Origin of the sequence: Streptomyces aureus (genome assembly GCF_000725495.1) — a bacterium.
GTDB classification, from domain to species: domain Bacteria; phylum Actinomycetota; class Actinomycetes; order Streptomycetales; family Streptomycetaceae; genus Streptomyces; species Streptomyces aureus_B.
Window position 1 is genome coordinate 1 of the sequence record NZ_JNZD01000029.1, and the last position, 19298, is coordinate 19298.

16 protein-coding genes are annotated in these 19298 nt (G+C 71.4%); 11 read left to right on the plus strand and 5 right to left on the minus strand.

Going from position 1 to position 19298, the window contains the following annotated elements:
- The first annotated feature begins 125 nt into the window (after positions 1-125).
- From IO36_RS29595 to IO36_RS29605, 3 genes are all read left to right on the plus strand, one after another.
- Positions 126-803: a maleylpyruvate isomerase family mycothiol-dependent enzyme gene (locus IO36_RS29595; protein WP_037624197.1), complete on the plus strand. Its 678-nt coding sequence runs from the start codon at positions 126-128 to the stop codon at positions 801-803.
- 448 nt (positions 804-1251) lie between these two features.
- Complete coding sequence (locus IO36_RS29600) at positions 1252-1956, plus strand: copper homeostasis protein CutC (protein WP_037624199.1); 705 nt, start codon at positions 1252-1254, stop codon at positions 1954-1956.
- A gap of 232 nt (positions 1957-2188) precedes the next feature.
- Entirely contained in the window at positions 2189-3403 is a 1215-nt protein-coding gene (locus IO36_RS29605; protein ID WP_037624200.1) for a trypsin-like serine peptidase, read from the plus strand.
- A gap of 94 nt (positions 3404-3497) precedes the next feature.
- Here IO36_RS29605 and IO36_RS29610 read toward each other — a convergent pair whose 3' ends face one another.
- Positions 3498-5567 carry a HelD family protein gene (locus tag IO36_RS29610; protein WP_037624201.1) on the minus strand — a complete coding sequence of 690 codons (2070 nt, stop codon included), beginning with the start codon at positions 5565-5567 and terminating at the stop codon, positions 3498-3500.
- Positions 5568-5977: 410 nt separating this feature from the next.
- Here IO36_RS29610 and IO36_RS29615 point away from each other — a divergent pair, with 410 nt between their 5' ends.
- Complete coding sequence (locus tag IO36_RS29615) at positions 5978-6172, plus strand: hypothetical protein (protein ID WP_051901053.1); 195 nt, start codon at positions 5978-5980, stop codon at positions 6170-6172.
- A 33-nt stretch (positions 6173-6205) separates the two neighbouring features.
- On the opposite strand, the gene IO36_RS29620 is transcribed toward IO36_RS29615, so the two are convergent.
- Entirely contained in the window at positions 6206-7843 is a 1638-nt protein-coding gene (locus tag IO36_RS29620) for a DNA repair helicase XPB (RefSeq protein WP_037624203.1), read from the minus strand.
- Positions 7844-7918: 75 nt separating this feature from the next.
- Positions 7919-10474, minus strand: a complete 2556-nt coding sequence (locus tag IO36_RS29625) for a helicase C-terminal domain-containing protein (RefSeq protein WP_037624204.1) — start codon at positions 10472-10474, stop codon at positions 7919-7921.
- Between the two features lie 196 nt (positions 10475-10670).
- Here IO36_RS29625 and IO36_RS29630 point away from each other — a divergent pair, with 196 nt between their 5' ends.
- On the plus strand, positions 10671-11669 hold the full coding sequence (locus tag IO36_RS29630; protein WP_037624207.1) for an HAAS signaling domain-containing protein: 999 nt from the start codon (positions 10671-10673) through the stop codon (positions 11667-11669).
- Positions 11670-11977: 308 nt separating this feature from the next.
- Complete coding sequence (locus IO36_RS29635) at positions 11978-12598, plus strand: HAD family hydrolase (protein ID WP_037624208.1); 621 nt, start codon at positions 11978-11980, stop codon at positions 12596-12598.
- Positions 12599-12688: 90 nt separating this feature from the next.
- Here the strand turns inward: IO36_RS29635 and IO36_RS29640 are convergent, their stop codons facing one another.
- Complete coding sequence (locus IO36_RS29640; protein WP_037624209.1) at positions 12689-12940, minus strand: hypothetical protein; 252 nt, start codon at positions 12938-12940, stop codon at positions 12689-12691.
- Positions 12941-13593: 653 nt separating this feature from the next.
- Complete coding sequence (locus tag IO36_RS29645; RefSeq protein WP_037624210.1) at positions 13594-15045, minus strand: phytoene desaturase family protein; 1452 nt, start codon at positions 15043-15045, stop codon at positions 13594-13596.
- A 444-nt stretch (positions 15046-15489) separates the two neighbouring features.
- On the opposite strand from IO36_RS29645, the gene IO36_RS29650 reads away from it, so the two are divergent.
- From IO36_RS29650 to IO36_RS49040, 5 genes are all read left to right on the plus strand, one after another.
- The gene (locus IO36_RS29650; protein WP_037624211.1) at positions 15490-15819 is read left to right on the plus strand and encodes a hypothetical protein; all 330 of its coding nucleotides are present in this window, start codon (positions 15490-15492) and stop codon (positions 15817-15819) included.
- A complete protein-coding gene (locus IO36_RS29655) occupies positions 15816-16475 on the plus strand; it encodes a DUF5819 family protein (RefSeq protein ID WP_037624212.1) in 660 nt (219 codons plus the stop codon). The genes IO36_RS29650 and IO36_RS29655 overlap by 4 nt, the downstream gene beginning before the upstream one ends.
- Entirely contained in the window at positions 16472-17476 is a 1005-nt protein-coding gene (locus IO36_RS29660) for an HTTM domain-containing protein (protein ID WP_078943515.1), read from the plus strand. The genes IO36_RS29655 and IO36_RS29660 overlap by 4 nt, the downstream gene beginning before the upstream one ends.
- A 61-nt stretch (positions 17477-17537) precedes the next feature.
- Positions 17538-18338, plus strand: a complete 801-nt coding sequence (locus IO36_RS29665) for a serine hydrolase domain-containing protein (RefSeq protein ID WP_245173536.1) — start codon at positions 17538-17540, stop codon at positions 18336-18338.
- A 571-nt stretch (positions 18339-18909) separates the two neighbouring features.
- Entirely contained in the window at positions 18910-19293 is a 384-nt protein-coding gene (locus IO36_RS49040; RefSeq protein ID WP_037624214.1) for a cold-shock protein, read from the plus strand.
- Positions 19294-19298: the final 5 nt, after the last annotated feature.

The window sequence follows — 19298 nt, forward strand, 5'->3', positions numbered from 1 at the left end:
CGGCACGCCGAGAGCACGCTCCCCCGAGCTCTCGGCTTCGCTCGAGCAGGGGGCACCCCCATGACGCCGCCGGGCCGCCCTCCGGGCGACGACGCGAATGGTCAGGCAGGCCCTAGCGTGGAGGCATGATTCCTCACGACGCACACGATGAACGGGACCCGGAACTGCCCGGTCTGCTCCTGCGCACCGAGCGCGACGCGCTGATCCCGCTGCTGCGGGCCCGCCCGGAGGGGGACTTCTCCCGTCCGACGGCCGGGTGTCCGGCGTGGACGGTGCGGGAGGTGCTGGCGCACTGCTCGTCGGCGCTGATGCGGGTCGTGGAGCGCCGCTACGAACCCGGGGTGTTCTCGCCCGAGGCCAACGACCGCGACATCGCCGAGCGCGCCGACTGGCCGACGGAGCGGGTCGTCGACGAGCTGGAGCGCGGGATGACGGAGGCGGGACCCGTGATCGCCCGGACCCGGGGAGCGGTCGACGCGGTCGCGCTCGGCGAGTGGATCCACGCCGGGGACGTACGGGAGGCGTTCGGCGAACCGGACGCCTACGAGGGGCCCGCACTGCCGCACGCGCTCCGCCTCCTGGCCCGCATCAGCCGCGAGCGCGACCTGGTGCCGCTGCACGCGGACCTCGACGACCTGGACGATCCGCTGCGCCTGGGCGGTGTCCCCGGCGACCGTCCCCCGGCCCGCTACCTCGGCGACGCCGCGACCCTCGTGAGGCTCTGCTCGGGCCGGCCGGTCCCGAGCACGACGGTGTACGAGCTGGTGGGGGCACGGGAGGAGGAGCTGAACCTCTACGGCTGACCCACTGAACCCACTGGGCTTGCTGGACCCGGTGGTCCTGGTGGGCCTGCGTGACCCGCTGGACCCGCTGGGCCCGCTGGACCTGCCTGACTTGCCGGCCCCGGCGGGACTGTGTGACCCGCTGGGCCCGCCAGACCCGCCAGACCCGCCAGACCCGCCTGACCCGCCTGACCTGCTGGACCCTGTGCGCTCGCGTGCCCCAGTGGGCCCGCCTGACCCGCTGGGCACCGCCCGGCCCGGCGAAGGGCCGCCTCCCCGGTGCCATGCGGCGGTTCGGGGTACCCGGTACCGGGTGATCCCGCTCACGCCGGGCCGGGGTGTCCCGCCGGGCCGGACGGGTGACCCGTGCCGGTCCGCGGTCGCGCGCGGCGATCTTCTCGCGCCCCCGTTCCCGTCCGCGTACTGTTTGATTGGACTAGACCTATAGCGGCCCAGGAGAAGAGGTCCGATGAGTGAGCGGAAGAGCGCGGTCCTGGAGGTGATCGCCCTCGACGCCGAGGACGCGGTCGCGGCCCAGGCCGGGGGTGCGGACCGGCTGGAGCTGGTCACGGACATGGCGGCCGACGGACTGACCCCGTCGGTGGAGACCTTCGCCGCGATCCGTGCTTCCGTCGGCATCGCGCTGCGCGTGATGCTGCGTCTGTCCGACGGCTTCTCGGCGGGCGGCGCGGCCGGCGCCGACGCTCTCGTGCGGGCCGCGGGGGAGCTGCGGAACGCCGGCGCGGACGAGTTCGTGCTCGGTTTCCTCGACGAGCACGGCGGCCCCGACCTGGCCGCCGTGGAGCGGATCGTCGCCGAACTGGACGGCTGCCGCTGGACGTTCCACCGCGCGATCGACCGCGCCGCCGACCGCGACGCCCTGCGCAAGCAGCTCGCGGACCTGCCCGGGCTCGACGCCTATCTGACCGCCGGGTCCCCGGCCGGTGTCGACGACGGACTCCCCGTCCTGGTGGCCGAGGCCGCCCGCCGCGGCGAGCCGGGGTACGAGCCGCGGATCATGGTCGGCGGCGGACTGCGCCTCGACCATCTGCCGGAGCTGCGCGCCGCGGGCCTCGACGCCTTCCACATCGGCGGGGCGGCGCGTCCGGGGGGCTGGAGCGGGCCGGTCTCCGCGGAGTCGGTGCGGCAGTGGCGGACGGCTCTCGACGCGTAGGACCCCCTCCCCCTCCCCTGCGGCGGGGTCCGGTCCGCCGTCGTCCGACAGGTCACGGATCCATCTCCGCCACGTAGTTGTTGTGTTGTGAGCGTCACGAGGCGATCAATCGAACCGCTTTTCGGGTGCATATTTGATCGAGCCCCGATCGGCCGGGGCATGACAATCACACATGTGTGCCTGTCGGCGACAGCGGCAGGGCAGCACAGCAGCCTCAGGGGGAGAAGGCTCCATGCCATCCATACGCAGCCGCACGCTCGCGGCCGCCGCGGCCGTGATCGCGGCCGTCATGATCACCACCACGGCCTGTGAGGGCAAGAAGGACGACGAGGGCGCCGGGTCCCGGCCCTCGTCGTCCGCCCAGGCCGACAAGGGGGTCGACACCGGCCAGGACGACGGCTCCGTCTCGATCGGCGGCTACAAGCTGCCCTCGGGCATTCCCACCGAACTCAGCGGCGCCGCCCTGGACAAGTGGAAGAACGGGGGGTGGCAGGACTACAGCAAGTGGGCGTCCAAGGCCGAGGACTTCGCCAACCCCTACATCAAGGACTTCTGGTCGCCGGAGAAGATGGCCGAGGCCAAGGCCAGCATCCCGGTCGCCCGCACGGGCAGCACCAGCTCGGGCTCGGGCAACGGAGCCACCTCCTACCTGCCCGACGGCAGGGTGACGAAGCAGGCCGCCGCCAAGGTCCGGAGCACGTACCACCACTACGCGCCGCCGGTCGGCAAGATGTTCTTCTCCTCGCCCCAGGGCAACATGGTCTGCTCGGCCGCCGTGGTGACCGACCCGGCGCACCCCGGCAAGTCCAACCTGGTGTGGACCGCGGGCCACTGCGTCCACGCGGGCAAGGGCGGCGGCTGGTACCGCAACATCGCCTTCGTCCCCTCGTACAACAACAAGGCGAATCTGAGCAGCCGCCAGATCACCAACCCGCGCGCCAAGGCCGTCTCCCCGTACGGCATCTGGTGGGCCGACTGGGCCACCACCTCCTCGCAGTGGATCAGCGGCGGTGCCCACACCGGCAACGCGGCCTCCGGGTACGACTACGCCGTGCTGCACGTCAAGCCCGAGAACGGCGGCAAGTCCCTCCAGGAGCAGCTCGGTTCGGCGCTGCCGGTGTGGTTCGGCGCCCCGGCCGCCAACAAGATCAAGTCGATGAAGGTCCGCGGCTACCCGGCCGAGGCGCCCTACGACGGCTCGAAGATGTACGACTGCCACGGCGCCACCAAGCGGATGGTGCTCGCGAGCAACGTCCCCGCCCAGTACATGATCGGCTGCACCATGAACGGCGGCGCCTCGGGCGGCCCCTGGTTCATGAGCCACAACGGGCGGACCTACCTGGTCTCCAACAACTCCCTGAGCGACCGCAAGACGTTCATCACCGGTCCGCGCCTCGGTGCGAACGCCAAGGGCGTCTACCTGGCGACCAGCAGGAAGTTCAAGTAGGACCCCGCGCACCACGACCGACGGCCCCCGGCGTCCGCGCCGGGGGCCGTCGGCCTGTGTGCCCGCGTGCTCGCGGGCCCATGTGCCGGGCCGGTCAGGCCAGTTCGGCCGGGAGCGGCGCCGCGTGCGTCACGATCAGGCCCGAGACCGCACGGGTGAGCGCCACGTACAGCCGGCGCAGCCCGGTGCGCTCGTCCGGCTCGCCGTCGACGACCGCCCGCGGCTCGTCCAGGACCACGTAGTCGTACTCGAGGCCCTTGGCGAGCGAGGCCGGCACCAGGGTCAGCCGGGTGTCGGCCGTCGTCTCCTCGCCCGGTCCGAGGTACGTCCGTCCGGCCGCCGTCAGCGCCTCGGCGAGCGCGGGGATCCGGGCGTCGGCCGCGATCAGCCCGACCGATCCCTCGTGGCCCAGCAACTCCTCCACCGCGCCGAGGACTTCGGAGTCCGCCGTGCTCGCGCGCACCTCGAAGAAGCCCGGGTTCTCCCGCACCGAGGCGACCGGCGCGAGACCGGGCGCGATGTGCGGCAGCAGCCGGGACGCGTAGGTGATGACGTCCGTGGGGACACGGAAACCGGCGGTCAGCTCCTCGACCACCGCGTCGTCCTTGCCCAGATGGGTCAGCGCCTCCTCCCAGCTGCGGGTCGCCCACGGCGTCGTCCCCTGCGCCAGGTCGCCGAGCACGGTCGCCGACCCCGTCGTGCAGCGCCGCCCCACGGCGCGGTACTGCATCGGGGAGAGGTCCTGCGCCTCGTCGAGGACCACGTGCCCGAGAGAGTGCGTGCGCTGGACCAGGTCCGTCGCCTCGTCGATCAGCACCGCGTCGGCGGCCGACCACTTCGCGCTCTTCACGCTGCGCACCGGCTTCGCCCAGAGGATCTCCTTCTGCTCGGCCTCGTCCAGCAGCCCCTCCGCGTGCGCGGCGAGGAAGTCGGCGTCGGTGAGCAGCCGCAGCACCAGCCTGGCGGGGTCGACCTGCGGCCAGATCGCCTTGACCGCGGCCTTCACGGCGGGGTTGCGGGCTACGGCGTCCTGCACCCGGTCGTCCGGCGCCTCCCCGGAGCGCTCCATCTGGACCAGCACGGCGTGCGCGATGCGCTGCGGAAGGGCCTGGTGGGCCGCGCCGTAGCGGATGTCCCGGTCGAGGAGCTCGCGGACGATCTCCTCCAGCTCGTACGCCGGCACGCGCCAGCGCCGCGAGCCCCTGACGACGACCACCGGCTCGGCCGGGATCGTCACGTGCGAGCGCACGGCCCGGCGCAGCACCCGGGCCATGCGGGCGTCGCCCTTGATCACGGCCGCGGGCGCGTCGTCGCTCCCGCGCACCTCGACATGGGCGACGAGGTCGTCGACGGTCGCCTGCTTGACCTCCAGCTCGCCGAGCGCGGGCAGGACCTGCTCGATGTAGTGCAGGAAGGACTTGTTCGGCCCGATCACCAGCGTGCCGGTGCGGGCGAGCCGCTCCCGGTGGGCGTACAGCAGATAGGCGACCCGGTGCAGGCCGACGGCGGTCTTCCCGGTGCCGGGCCCTCCCTGCACACAGACCGAACCGGACAGCCCGGACCGGACGATCTCGTCCTGCTCCGGCTGGATGGTCGCCACGATGTCGCGCATGGGACCCACGCGCGGGCGCTCGATCTCCTGCTGGAGCAGCTTGCTGGTGGCCGCGGCCTCGGCCGGGTCCGAGAGGTGCTCGTCCTCGTAGGCGGTGAGGTCGCCGCCGGTGTAGCCGAAGCGGCGGCGCAGCCCGATGTCCATCGGGTCCTTCTTGGAGGCCCGGTAGAACGGCTGGGAGACCGGCGCGCGCCAGTCGATGACCATCGGGTCGCCGTCGGCGTCGTGGACGTGCCGGCGCCCGATGTAGAACCGCTCGCCCTCGGCGCCCTCGGCCAGGTCGGAGCCCGGGGCGTGCAGATAGTCGAGCCGTCCGAAGAACAGCGGGGTGTGGCTGAGGTCGGCGAGGGCCTTGATGCGCTCGGCGATCTGCCGGTGCAGCACCTCGGCGTTCACCCAGTTCGCGGTGACGTCGCGGATGTCGAGGTTCTCGGCGTCCTCGCGCATCGCGCGGAGCGCCGAACGGGAGTGGCTGAGGTGGGAGCGCTCGCGGGACAGGGGGTCGTCGGACGTGGACGGGGCGCCGGACGGGCCGTCGGACGGGGTGGACACGGGGAATTGCCTCCGGGAAGCCTGCTGTGGGGTGCTGCGGGAGTGCCGCGGTGCTCTGGCAGTGCTGCGCGCGTGGTGCGGTTCGTGAATCGCTTCGGATTCCGTCGTGAATCCGTCGGGAATCCCGACGGAATCCGGTGTGAATCCGGGTGCCGTCCGGTTTCCGTCCGGGCGGCGGCACTCCGCGAAGGGAGGCGGGCAAGACCGAAGATTCTAGGTGACCCACCGATGCGGGGGCCAATGGTTTTTCCGCCGCCGGGGCGGGCTCTCGGGGTCGGACCCGGGGTTCCCTAGGGGACGGGGTCCGTCGTGAGGCGGACGGCCGGGGTCCCTGAGCCGTACGAGAGGGCCGGCGAGGTTCGGTCCAGGGACCGACGCCGTTCGGGTCGGTGTGCCCGCACCATGGAGATATGAGCGCAGCCACTTTCACCCCAGGTCCTGCCCATCCCGGGCCCGTCGCGCGGGGCGCGACGGCCGTCACCTCCGTCACCCACCGCCACCGCCTCGGCGACGCCCTGAAGGCCGTCAAGGTCTTCGGCCGCGCGGCCCTCGGGGTCGTCCTGCTCGGCGAGTACGGCGAGGAAGCGGGCGTCCGGCGCCACTGACGCCGTCCGCCCGCCCCCGCCCGCCGGTGATCCTCAGCCGAGGATCTCGTCGGCGTCCATGATCCGGTAGGCGTAGCCCTGCTCCGCCAGGAAGCGCTGGCGGTGGGCGGCGAAGTCCTGGTCGATCGTGTCCCGGGCGACCACCGAGTAGAAGTGGGCCTGGTGACCGTCGGCCTTCGGCCGCAGCACGCGGCCCAGCCGCTGGGCCTCCTCCTGGCGGGAGCCGAAGGTGCCCGAGACCTGGATGGCCACCGTGGCCTCCGGCAGGTCGATCGAGAAGTTGGCGACCTTGGAGACGACGAGCACGCTGATCTCGCCCTCCCGGAACGCGTCGAACAGCTTCTCCCGCTGAGCGTTGCTGGTCTCGCCCTTGATCACGGGCGCGTTCAGATGCTCACCCAGCTCGTCGAGCTGGTCGATGTACTGGCCGATCACGAGGATCTGCTGCCCCTTGAACCGGCGCACCAGCGCCTCGGTCACCTTCCGCTTGGTCGCGGTGGTGGCGCAGAAGCGGTACTTCTCCTCGTTCTCGGCGGTGGCGTACGCGAGCCGCTCGGAGTCGGTGAGGTTCACCCGCACCTCGACACAGTCCGCGGGCGCGATGTAGCCCTGCGCCTCGATCTCCTTCCAGGGCGCGTCGAACCGCTTGGGGCCGATCAGCGAGAACACATCCGACTCGCGCCCGTCCTCGCGGACCAGCGTGGCGGTCAGCCCCAGCCGGCGCCGGGCCTGGAGGTCGGCGGTGAACTTGAAGACCGGGGCGGGCAGCAGATGGACCTCGTCGTAGAGGATCAGGCCCCAGTCGCGGGAGTCGAACAGCTCCAGGTGCGGGTAGACGCCCTTCCGCCGGGTCGTCAGCACCTGGTACGTGGCGATGGTGACCGGACGGATCTCCTTGCGGGTGCCGCTGTACTCGCCGATCTCGTCCTCGGTCAGCGAGGTCCGCTTCACCAGCTCGTGCTTCCACTGCCGGGCGGAGACGGTGTTGGTCACGAGGATCAGCGTGGTCGCCTTGGCCTCGGCCATCGCGCCGGCGCCGACGAGCGTCTTGCCCGCGCCGCAGGGCAGCACGACCACGCCGGAGCCGCCGTGCCAGAAGTTCTCGACGGCCTGGCGCTGGTAGGGCCGCAGCGCCCACCCCGTCTCGTCGAGCTCGATGGAGTGCGCCTCGCCGTCGACGTACCCGGCGAGGTCCTCGGCCGGCCAGCCGAGCTTCAGCAGGGTCTGCTTGATCTGGCCGCGCTCGGAGGGGTGCACGGCCACGGTGTCCGGGTCGATCCGGTTGCCGACGAGCGGGGTGATCCGCTTGGAGCGCAGGATCTCCTCGAGCACGGGCCGGTCGGTGGTGGTCAGGACGAGCCCGTGGGCCGGGTGCTTGCTCAGCGTGAGGCGTCCGTAGCGGTCCATCGTCTCGGCGATGTCCACGAGCAGCGCGTGCGGGACCGGATAGCGGCTGAACTCCACGAGCGCGTCCACGACCTGCTCGGCGTCGTGCCCGGCGGCCCGCGCGTTCCACAGGCCGAGGGGCGTGACCCGGTAGGTGTGGATGTGCTCGGGCGCCCGCTCCAGCTCGGCGAAGGGGGCGATGGCCCGGCGGCAGGCGTCGGCCCGCTCGTGGTCGACTTCCAGCAGAAGCGTTTTGTCGGACTGGACGATGAGGGGTCCGTTCACACCCGTCCCTTTCTGCGTGGCGGCATCCGGCGCGGATGCTCGGCCAAACCTCCAGTGTGCCCTACCGGCGGGCGGTCACGGCTGGTCGTCGGCCAGCTCCGCCACCCCCGTGACCCGGTGCAGCGGATAGGTGCGGACCTCGTCCGCCGTGTGGTCGTACGCCGTGACGAAGCCGCCCTCGACCCGGATGGGGGCGATGACGCGCTGGCTGGCCGAGCCCTCGGCGTTGACGTAGCCGATCCACACCGCCTCGCCCGTCATCACCGCGGCCTGCATGGTCGCGAGCGTCTCCGCGGAGCTGGTGCGGGGCAGCGCCCCGTCGCCGGGGCGGCCCCCGGCCGGGTCCTCCTTGCGCGGGGCCGTGGAGGCCAGGTCCCCGGCCCGGATCGCCCTGATCGCGGCGCCGAGGAGCGTGGCGTCGGGGACCGGCGGCCCGTCCGGGACCGGCTCGGGCGCCGTGCGCGGCGGGGTGCGGTGGGCGTGCGCCCGGCTGATCAGCACGTCGCCCTCGGCGGACTCGGCGGCCGGCGCGAAGCCCATCGTCCGGAGGCCGGCGAGGAGGGTCGTCGGGTCGGACTGCGCGACCAGCACCGTCGGCGCGATCCGCCGCAGCCCGTACTCCTGCGACCGCTTGTCGGCGAGGATCTCGTTGAGCACCGCCTCGTCGTCGCAGCGGACGTACGCCGACGCCGCCCCGATCCGCAGATGGCCGTGCCGGCGCGCCATGTCGTCGATCAGATAGGCCAGCGGCTGCGGGACCGGCGTGCGGGAATGGGCGGCGAGGAAGGCGTGCAGGTCGGAGGCCGAACGGCCCGCGTCGAGCGCCCGGCGCACCGAGGCCGGGGTGAAGCGGTACACCGTCGCCCCGCCCTTGGACTCGACGTCCGCGAGCACCCCGAGCGTCTCGGCGAGCGGGCGCTCCAGCGGGCCGGGCGCCACCGCCGTCAGGTCCGCCTGGAGCAGGACGTGGTCGAGCGGTTCCGGCAGCAGCGGCGCGAGGAGGGCGGCGGCCCGGGCCGCCGCGGCGGCCTGCTCGGCGGGGGAGTGCGGGGCAGCGGCCACGGGGGCTGCCACCGCGGTGCGCCGTTTGTGGTGGGCGGGAAGCCGGTCGCCCGGACCCGAGGGCGGGGGCGTCCGCGTGGCCTTCGGGGCGGGCAGACCGAGCAGCGCGCGCCCCTGCGCGGACAGCGCGCCCCGGCCGGTCACCCCGAGCAGCTCCGCCTCCGACAGCGTCCAGCGGGCCAGCCGGGCCCGCAGGTCCTCCGGCGCGGGCCGGGCACCGCGCGAGGGCCGCTCCCAGTACAGCCGGGCGAGCAGCGAGTCCGGGTCGGGCGAGGACCCCTCGGGCAGCTCGGCGAGCAGGGCGAGGACGCGGTGGCGGACCTCGGGGGCCGACGAGCGGTCCAGGCCGGGGCCGAGCGCGGAGAGCGTACGGTCCTTCGCGTCCCGTCCGCCGACCAGACCGGCCGTGCGGGTCGCCGCGAGCCACGCCGAGGCGAGCCGCGCCCAGCGCTCGGCGGCGGGCAGCTCCAGCCAGCCGTCGTAGGCGGGCGTCGCCGCGAACCGCTCGTCCGCCTCGCCGTCGGAGGCCACCAGTCCGGCCGCGAAGGCGAGTTCCACCCAGAACGCGGCGACCGGCTCGGGCAGGTCGAGCGCCACCGCCGTCCGCTTCAGGTCCCGCACGCTCATCCCGCCCGCGCGCAGCACCGGGGGACCGCCCTCGTGCCACTCCTTCAGCAGCTCCTCGACGGTGGCCAGCGTCGTGTACGCCTGGCCGGCCGCGGTGCTGTCCACAGCCTGTGGACCGTGGGTGCCCGCGGCCTCGACCGCGGGGGCGGCGGGCTCCGTCACCCGGTGCGCGCGACCGGCCCGCAGATGCAGGGCGACCTCCCGGGGCAGGACGACCGTGCCCGGGGCCGTCGGCAGCAGCAACCCCCGCGCGATCAGCCAGCGCAGATGCGCCGCGGGTTCGGCCGTCACCTGCCCGTACGGCGGCCCCCACACCAGCCGGGACAGCACGTCCACCGCCTCGGCGGGCGCCCCGTCGAGCAGGGCCGACATCCGGGCCCGGTCGGAGAACAGGGCGCTCAGCGAGGCGACCGCGGACACCGAGTCATGGGTGGAGGGCAGCCCGGCCGTGGCCACGATCTCCTGGATGCGCCCCGGAGACATGCCGGCCGTGGCCTCGCCGACCGTCGGCCCGAGTCCCGTCGGCGAGGGGTGCTGCGGGGACGGCGCGAGCAGCTCCCGTGCCGTGCGCACGAGCCGGAGCCGGTCGTCGGGCCCCCAGAGCAGTGCCTGGTCGCGCAGGGTGCCGAGCGCGTGCGGGAAGGCCGCCGTGACCGCCGGGTCGCCGTCGTCGCCGGCCAGCAGCCCGAGCAGTTCGTCGTACGTCGCCGGGTCGTGCGCCACCGCGAGCGCCTCCGCCGTCTGCAGCGTGAAACGGTCCAGCCGCTCCAGCGCGCGGACGACCGACGCGCGGGTGCCCGCACGGGTGGCCAGCTGGGTGAGGTCCGTGGGCACGGGGGTGATCAGGTCCGGCCGGGACCGCAGGAGGGCGGACAGCGAGGCGTCGTCCCGCGCGCGGAGTGCTTCCGCCAGGGACCGCGGGGCGGTCGTCTCGGGGCTCATCCTGTCAACGGTAGCGGGTGGCACGCCTCCTGGGCCCGGCCCCCGCCCGGTGGACCGTACGGCGACCCCGCGACGGCCCGGGCGCGGGGACGTCGTACGGCTGCCCGAGGCCCGGACCGGCCGCTCCCGGCCCGGGGAGAACCGGTACCTTCGTCCCGCACGGGGTATTCAACGCACGCGCCCCGGAGGGGACTTCGTGGGGATCGAGAGCGACCAGCTGGTCTTCGACTATCTGAGCCGGGTCGGCGACCTGGCCCAGCGACGGCAGCTGCCGTCCGCCACCCGCATGCGCCTGGTCACCGAACTGCGCGAGGAGATCGGGCGCCGCCGGGCCGGCGCCGCCGACAGCCCCGCCGCCGTCCGCCGCATCCTCGACCGCCTCGGCACCCCCGACGAGATCGTCGCCGCGGCCGGAGGCGAGGCGGCCGGGTCCGGCACCGGGAGCTGGGCCGCCGTGCCGTCCCAGCGCGCCGCCGCCGAACCGGGGGAACGCCCCAAGCGGCTGCGCCGCGCCGTCCCCCGGCCCCGCCAGGACCCGGAACGGGCCACCGGGGACGCCGGGGCCGGGGCCCCGTCCCCGCCCCATCTGGCGAGCGCGTCCGAACTGGGCGACAGCGCCACCCGGCCCGACTGGTGGCGCTCCACCGACAGCCCCTTCGGGCTCGGCGACAGCGTGCCCGGGTTCGTCGGCGGCGTCGAGATTCCCGAACTGCTCAAGCCGCCGCCGGCCGACCGGGACGGGGGAGCGGTCCCGGAGGCGGGAGCCGCCGCGGAGACGGCGCCGGCCGCCGAGGACGAGCCCGCCGCCGAGCCCTCCGTCCCGCGCCGCGGACCCCGCCGCCTTCTCCCGCGCCCCGGCGGCTACAGCAACCCGCTGCTCCTGCTCGCCGCCGCCCTCCTCGTCGCCGGCGCGGTCCTCGGCAACTGGATCGCGCTCGGCCTCGGCTGGCTGATCGCCTACGGCTCACGCAGGCTGACGCAGGCGGAGTCGAAGTGGGCCGTCCTGGTCCTGCCCGGCCTGTCCGCCGCGGCCGGTGTCGTCTGGCTCTGGGGCCGTTCCGACGGCCGCTGGGGCGATCCCGTCGCCCAGGGCCACATGAACGAGGCGATGGCCCAGACCTGGCCCTTCGTGGTCCGCGGCGCGGCGGTCGCCTCGGCCCTGTACCTGGTCTGGCGTTCCCAGCGCCCCCGCTGAGCAGCGGCCCCGCTCGAAGTCGCGGACCTCACCGGCGGCCGGACCTCGTCCGACGGCGCGGCCCCTGTCCGCCGGCCCGGCTCCCCGCCTGACGGTCAGGACTTCGTCCGACGACGCGGCCCCTGCCCGATGGCGCGGCCCGCACTCGACGGCCCGGACCGCTCCAACGGCGCGCGGACCCCGCCCGACACCCGGCCACCGCCCGACGTTCCGGACCGCGCCCACGCGCGGACCGCCCCGGCAGAGCTGCCCCCCTGCCGCGCCCTCGCCGAAAGAGCGTGGACGGGCTCAGCGGCGCGCTGGGCACAATGGCCCATATGACCTCACCTGCGCTGACCGTCGGCTTCGACCTCGACATGACCCTGATCGACTCCCGCCCGGGGATCCACGCCTGCTTCACGGCGCTGTCGGCCCGGACCGGGACGCCCGTCGACGCCGATCTCGTGGTCACCCGGCTCGGGCCCCCGCTGGAACAGGAACTCGCGCACTGGTTCCCGGCCGAGCGGATAGGCGAGATGGCCGACCTCTACCGCGAGATGTACCCCGAGCACGCGATCACCGGCTCGCTCGCGATGCCCGGCGCGCGCGAGGCCGTCGCGGCGGTGCGGGCGGCGGGCGGCCGCGCGCTCGTGGTGACCGCGAAGTGGGAGCCCAACGCCCGGCTGCACCTGGAGCACCTGGGCATCAAGGCGGACGAGGTCGTCGGCGGCCTGTGGGCCGAGCAGAAGGCGGTGGCGCTGCGCGAGCACGGCGCGAGCGTGTACGTGGGCGACCACACCGGCGACGTACGCGGGGCGCGCACGGCGCGCGCGTACAGCGTGGCCGTGGCGACCGGCCCGTGCGACGCCGGGGAACTGCGCGCGGCGGGCGCGGACGTCGTCCTCACCGACCTCACGGAGTTCCCGGCGTGGCTGGAGAACCACCGCTGAGAGCCCGGCGGTCCCGGCACCGACCCGCCGAGACGGGAGCCGCCCGCGACCGTCCCGGGGAACGGCCGCGACGACGGGCGGCCGCCGCCGTCAGGAACGGGCGGCGCGGGCCCGGCGGCGGCCCTGGGCGGCGGACTGGAGCACTCCCGCCGCGGCCAGCAGGAATCCGACGCCCATGAGCATGCTCAGGCCGAACATGTAGAACGGGAAAGGTTTCGTTCCCAGCAACAGCGGTGCCACGGTGACCAGTGTGGCGAGCGCTCCGATGAAGAACACGATGGCACCGGCACGGATCAGCCGGTCACCGGCTTCGGGGGAATTCGCTTGGGTTTTGTCACGCACCGGACCAGGGTAGTTCCCTGCGCGAAGGAAGAATCCAGCGACGTCCTGTCACGAGCCGACGGACCCGTCCACGGGCGGAACCAGGGGGGCCGACGAGAGCGGGCGGCAGGTCTGCACGACCTGGTTGCGCGAGCACGACACCACTTGCCGAGGCCGGCACCGTCAACACCCTGGGAAGGGCTCGATGTTCGACAAGGACGGCAACTTCTCACGAGCGTGGAGGAGGCTCTGTCTCTGCGTCGGAGCGTCGTGACGAGTCGCGTCGGCGTGCCATCAGAGTGGTACCGGTGACCACCAGGCCGATCGCCACGACCTTCGCGGCCTGGTAGATCAGTGAAGGGCTGGAACTCGTCCGGCCCAGGAACGCCCACAGGAGCAGACCGAGTCCGGAAAGCGTCAAGAGGGAGCCGCCGATCGGGCCCAGGCCTCCCCAGCTCCAGGGAGACGCCGCTAACTCGTCTTCCGTACCAGGCTTTTCACGTTCATCAGCTGTCATGACTCGCACATTAACGCAAGTCCGGCCCGTGGTCGTACAGGCCCCTGGCCAGGCCAAGTGAGCGACGCCCACAGGCCGCGCAGCCTGTGCGCGAGGGACCTCGTCGGCGTCGTGCCCGCAGCCTCTGGACGTGTGCAGGCGATCTGCTCAAGGCTGCTCAGGGGGCAAGGATCGGTGTCGTGCGAATGCCGAATTCGTGCCTCAGTGCGGAGCGGGCGGCCAGGTAACCGGACATCCCGTGCACGCCAGGTCCCGGCGGTGTGGATGCGGAGCACAGGTACACACCGCGGAGCGGCGTGCGGTAGGGATTCACCCGGAGGGCCGGGCGGAGCACGCTCTGCTTCAGGGTCACAGCACCGCCGTTGATGTCCCCGCCGACGTAATTGGGGTTGTAGGCCTCGTAGTCGCGGGCGCTGATGCCGCGGCTGGCGACGACGGTTTCCGTGAAGCCGGGCGCGTACTGTTCGATACGTGCCTGCACCATGGGCACGGGGTCCTGGGAGCTTCCGTTCGGTACGTGGGCGTAGGCCCACACCGGCCGTTTTCCGCCCCGGGCCCGAGTGGGGTCGGTCACGGCAGGGTCGACGACCAGTACGAAGGGCTCTGGTGCGGCGGCACCCGCGGCGGTGAGGCCTTCCTGGTGACGTATCTGCGCCTGCGTCCCACCGAGATGTACGGTGCCCGCCAGGCCCACGTCAGGATCCTTCCAAGGGATGGGAGCGTTGACGAGGAAGTCCACCTTGGCGGCCCCGGGGCCGTGGCGGAAGCGGGAGAGCTGGCGGGCGTAACGGGCGGGGAGCAAGTCGCCGGCGGCTTGGAGAAGACCTTTCGGGGCGGTGTCGAACAACACCACCTTCGATCCCCGCAGTTGCCTCAGATCATCGATCTTGCATCCTGTGTGGAACGTGCCACCGTGCGCGGTGATGTCCGCGGCCAGGGTCTCGGCGATGCGGCTGCTGCCGCCTTCTGGGAGGGGCCAGCCGCTACCGTGGGCAAGGTGCCCCAGCAGCAGTGCGATCGCGCCGGACGCGAGACTGGGAAGTCGTCCCACAGCGTGTGCCGCGACACCGGTCAGCAGGGCCTTGCCGGCTTCGGTCGTCAGAGTGCGCTTTCCCAGCCGGGTGCCGAGCGTGAGAGTCCGCGCGGCGAACCCGATGGCGACGCGCAGGTCCCGCGGAACGGCGCGCTGGTGGGAAAGGGCGAGGTCGATCACGTCGGAGCTGTGCTCCAGCAGTGGAGTCATCATGCGCCGCCAGGGTCCACCGTCCGCCCCCAGCCGAGCACAGGTTGCCTCCAGGTCGTGGTGCGCCAGGGCGGCTGTGCCGTCGGGCAGCGGGTGGGCGTAGCTGATCTCGGGCAGACGTAAGCGCACCCCGCGCGAGGCCAGATCGAACTCCCGGAAGAACCGCGACGCCGCTGCCATGGGATGAACGGCCGCGCAGACGTCGTGTGTGATATCGGCGTCGAACAGTGACGTGGTGCGCAGGCCGCCACCGATCTCGTGGTGACCTTCGAAAAGTTGCACCCGCAATCCGGCGCGAGCCATGACGACTGCGGCCGCCAGTCCGTTCGGCCCCGTCCCCACGATGGCGACGTCCGCCTCTGTCACCGACTGCTCCCTTTCGTCGACAGGCGCTGCCTCCAGGGTCAACCGACGCGGGGCCCATCGGACGGCTCACTCGATACGCGATAAAGCAAACATGAAACGCCGCGGCTCGGCAAGGCGCAGTGTCGAACGTGTCCGTTCGCTTTGTCTCATTCATCCCGTAAGTGATCGTTTCATGTGTCGCTTTTCAGTCACATGAGCCTCATAAACATCACTTGTCTCATGATCACGAGCGCGCTAAGTTAGAAATCAGGAGCGAACGCGACCAAAGGTCCTGACTTTCTAGATGTTGGGATTTGTTTGCTCCGCATGGTTGCCATGCAGTCGACTCCAGCTCCGAACGCGGGGGACATCCCCGATCACCAGTGGCGCTCTCATCCGGAGGCGCCGATGGGATCCGGGAACCGTGGAGCTGTGAGCAATGATCGAAAAATGAAATGGGGAACAATGCAAAAGCGAACTGTCGGTGCCGTCATCGGTGCCGCTGTCGCGGGTACGTGCCTTGCACTGACCATGCAGGGCTCGGCCCAGGCCACGTCCGCGGCGCCGGTGGCCGAGAAGGTGGCCGTCAGCAAGGGTGAGGGCGTTGCGCCCAAGGCAGCCGCGAGCGCGGTCGGCCGGGCGGCCGCCCGGGCGGCCGTGCACGCCCGGGCTGCCTGCCCTTCCGTGGGCCACGCCGTGGGAGCGCTGACGGACAACCTGAGCCTCGGCGGGATCTTCAGCCCGCCGGCCAACATCTCCGGCAGCGTCTCCAGCGCGACCGCGTTCGATAGGTGACGGCGACTCGTCGCGTCCAGAGGGCGGTACTGCTTGTCGGTGCCGCCCTCCTGGGTGCCCACTTCTCCATTGCGGCCTTCTCGCAGACGCCGCTGAGTCCTGCCAAGGTGCAAATGGCGCCACTCCTGGACGCCTATCTCCAGCCGTACTTCTCGCAGAACTGGATGCTCTTCGCCCCTGATCCGGTGATGGTCGACCAGGGGATCATCGCGCGGGGCCGCTGCAGCGACGGTGAGGTCACGAAGTACTACGACGTGACGGGCCCGTCCATCCAGAGGGTCCAGAACGACAGGCTCTTTCCCTCGCGCATGTCCCGGGTGGTCAGCAACGGCATCCAGCAGTACAACTCGACCGACGACCTCCTGAGGCGCCTCCGCGATCAGAAGGAAAAGGGGAAGGCGAAGAAGCCGGGAAAGAATCCCATCCCGCTGCTGCCGTACGAGAAGCGCACGCGCAATCAAGCGGTGAACTACCTCTCAAGGTATGCCCTGACCCAGATGGATCAGGCGTGCACGGGAGGTCGTCGTCTCCAGGCGGTGCAGGTCCGGATGTATGTCCATTCCCTCCCGCCCTGGTCGCAGAGAGACAACCCTCACGCACGCGACAAGGTCGACGCCTACGAGTTTCCTTGGAAGGAAGCTGCTGATCTGCAGTGAAACTATTAGACAAAATCGACACCTGGGCCAGCCGTCCTGTCGCGGTCCTGGGCGTTTCGGGAACCCGTGCGTTACTGGGATTCGTCGGCCTCATGTTCTACGTCAGCCAGTACGGTGACCGGAGCTATCTCTTCGGCCCGGGAAACGACACGCTGCTGCCCTACCACCTCTTCCTTGACGAGTTGAGGGACTCGGGGACTTTCAGTGTCTACGCGTGGAGCAACTCGCCGGTCGTGTTCGAGGTGTTGTTTCACCTCGGAATGATCGCCGCTTTGGCTGTCACGCTGGGTATCGGAGGCCGGCCCGTCCTGGCCGTGCACGCCATATTTCTATGGTCGCTCTACCAGCGGCAGTCGGCGCTGATGGACGGCGGCGACAACCTCATGCAGCTCGTCGTTCCGATGCTGCTTCTCACGCGCTGCTACGATCATTTCTCCTTGCGCTCTCCTCTGGGGCAACGGGTGATACGGCGCATACCCAAGGCCCTGCGAGCTGCCGGTACCCCACTGCACAACCTGGGTGTCACCGCGATCGCGGTGCAGATGTGCCTGGTCTACATGGTCAGCGGGCTTTACAAGGTGCAGGGGCAGGCGTGGCAGGACGGAACCGCGCTCTTCTACATCATGCGGGTACCGGAATTCGAACTCCCCGGAATTTCTCAGTTCGTCTACAACAACGATCTGTTGGTGTACCTCGGCACCTATTCGACTGTCCTCTTTCTTGTCTATTTCCCCATGGGTGTCCTGGTGCGGTCCCTGCGGCCATGGGCGGCCGCCGCATCCATCGGTTTCCATGTCTCCATCGGCTTGTTCATGGGACTCACCGGATTCGCATTGACGATGATCGCGTGTGACCTCGTCTTCCTGTCGCCGGAACTGTCCCGCGCACTGCAGGCAGCGCGAAAGCTGAGCGCACGCCGCAAGGAGAAGGCGGCGGCGGGCGGGACCGGAGGCAGTGCGGCACATGACCGCGAACCGGTAGCGGCCGCTTCCGCCGACTGAAAGGCTCCCCGTGCGACGCCCTCCCACCTGTGTCATCGGCAGTCACCTCGATGCTCCTCGTGTGACCGGCGGGCATGATCCCGACGCGTACGTGGAGCTGGGCTCGTTCACCAAGGTCCTGACCGGAACCGTGCTCGCCGTGCTTGCCGAGAAGCAGGTCGTTTCCCTCGACGACCCGGTCGAACGGTGGCTGAGCGCGCCGGCAGGTACCGGTGTCACCCTTCGACACCTCGCCGCCCACACCTCCGGCCTTCCGCGGCTGCCTCCTGACACGGGCCTCTTCGACCCGTACAGGGACTTCACGCGGACTCAGCTCGAACAGTTCGTGGGACGTCTCGACAGTTTGGTCACCGCAAGCCCGGGTGAGCGCGAGGAGTATTCCAACTTCGGGTACGCCGTGCTGGGCGCTGCACTCATGTCGGCTGCCGGCCAGGACTACGAGGAACTGGTCAGCCGTCATGTGCTCGTGCCTCTCGGCCTGCCCGCAGGGGCGGTGACCGCCAGACCACCCGCGGACCAGCGTCTCTTGGCGTCGAACTGGTTCGGCCGCCCCGTGAAGCCATGGGACTTGACCGGAGCCGTCCTGCCCGCGGGTGGCATGTGGGCCAGCACGCGCACGACCGCCGGCCTGCTCACCGGACTGCTCGTCGACAAGACCCTCGGTGAGCCGGCGCTCACCTGGCGTCGGGTCGGAGATCTGCCGCTGACCTACCACAACGGTGCCACCCGAAAATCGAGGGTCTTCGCCGGAGCACTGCCCGACGGCCGCTGGGTGGTCGTTCATCGCCTCTCCGGATCCGTCGAGGACACGGATGCAGCGGGAATCGACGAACTTCGCGCATCGGCCAAGGAAGGCGGATGAGGCAGCGGCATCCACCATGCTGCAATCGAACGGCTGTGGTGCGCGGGGCGGTCCGCGTGAGCGGACGGCGCGGCACAAGCCGTCCCGGGCGGGACGCGGCAATGTGCCGTGCGGCGCTGATCTGCGGAAACAGCGTCGCACGGCACGAGTCGGCACCACCCCTCCCGATCGCGGCAGCCCTCGTCATGTGCAGGTCTCGGGTCCGAACCCTGAAGGCGGCTCCACTCAGGAGCGGGTCAGAACCTCCTGGAGCGTGCTTTCGCGCTTGAACTCCTCTTGCAGCTCTATCGAACCCATGCCGATCGGTGGGGGTCTTCTGCTTCTGCCGGTCCCGCGCAATTCGGTACCGGCACGGGTTCGGCCGGGCGGCAGCCTTACGCGGCACGGGGGAAGGCAAGGGGGACCGAACGTCCCTCGGTAAACCTCTGCAACCACTTTGAGCCCTTGCCTACCCGGTAAGAGCTCACTCCCGTTTTAAGGCGTGTTCGGCTGGAGAGACCCCCGGTAGGCTGTCATGACGGCAGTTCAAAGGCGTCCGGCCGGTCCGGGGCAGACAGAGGGAGCGTGTGCTTTGCCGACTGGCAAGGTCAAGTGGTTCAACACCGAGAAGGGCTTCGGCTTTCTCTCCCGCGACGACGGCGGCGACGTCTTCGTCCATTCCTCGGTCCTGCCCGCCGGAGTAGACGCCCTCAAGCCCGGCCAGCGCGTCGAGTTCGGTGTCGTCGCCGGTCAGCGCGGCGACCAGGCCCTCTCGGTGACCCTCCTGGAGCCGACCCCCTCGGTCGCGGCCGCCCAGCGCCGCAAACCGGACGAACTCGCCTCCATCGTCCAGGACCTGACGACCCTCCTCGAGAACATCACGCCCACCCTGGAGAACGGCCGCTACCCCGACAAGGCCTCCGGCAAGAAGATCGCCGGTCTGCTGCGCGCGGTCGCCGACCAGCTCGACGTGTGAGCCGC

Coding starts and splice junctions, on each gene's coding strand:
- IO36_RS29595 (WP_037624197.1), top strand. CDS start 126: ATGATTCCTCACGACGCACACGATGAACGGGACCCGGAACTGCCCGGT.
- IO36_RS29600 (WP_037624199.1), top strand. CDS start 1,252: ATGAGTGAGCGGAAGAGCGCGGTCCTGGAGGTGATCGCCCTCGACGCC.
- IO36_RS29605 (WP_037624200.1), top strand. CDS start 2,189: ATGCCATCCATACGCAGCCGCACGCTCGCGGCCGCCGCGGCCGTGATC.
- IO36_RS29615 (WP_051901053.1), top strand. CDS start 5,978: ATGAGCGCAGCCACTTTCACCCCAGGTCCTGCCCATCCCGGGCCCGTC.
- IO36_RS29625 (WP_037624204.1), bottom strand. CDS start 10,474: ATGAGCCCCGAGACGACCGCCCCGCGGTCCCTGGCGGAAGCACTCCGC.
- IO36_RS29635 (WP_037624208.1), top strand. CDS start 11,978: ATGGCCCATATGACCTCACCTGCGCTGACCGTCGGCTTCGACCTCGAC.
- IO36_RS29650 (WP_037624211.1), top strand. CDS start 15,490: ATGCAAAAGCGAACTGTCGGTGCCGTCATCGGTGCCGCTGTCGCGGGT.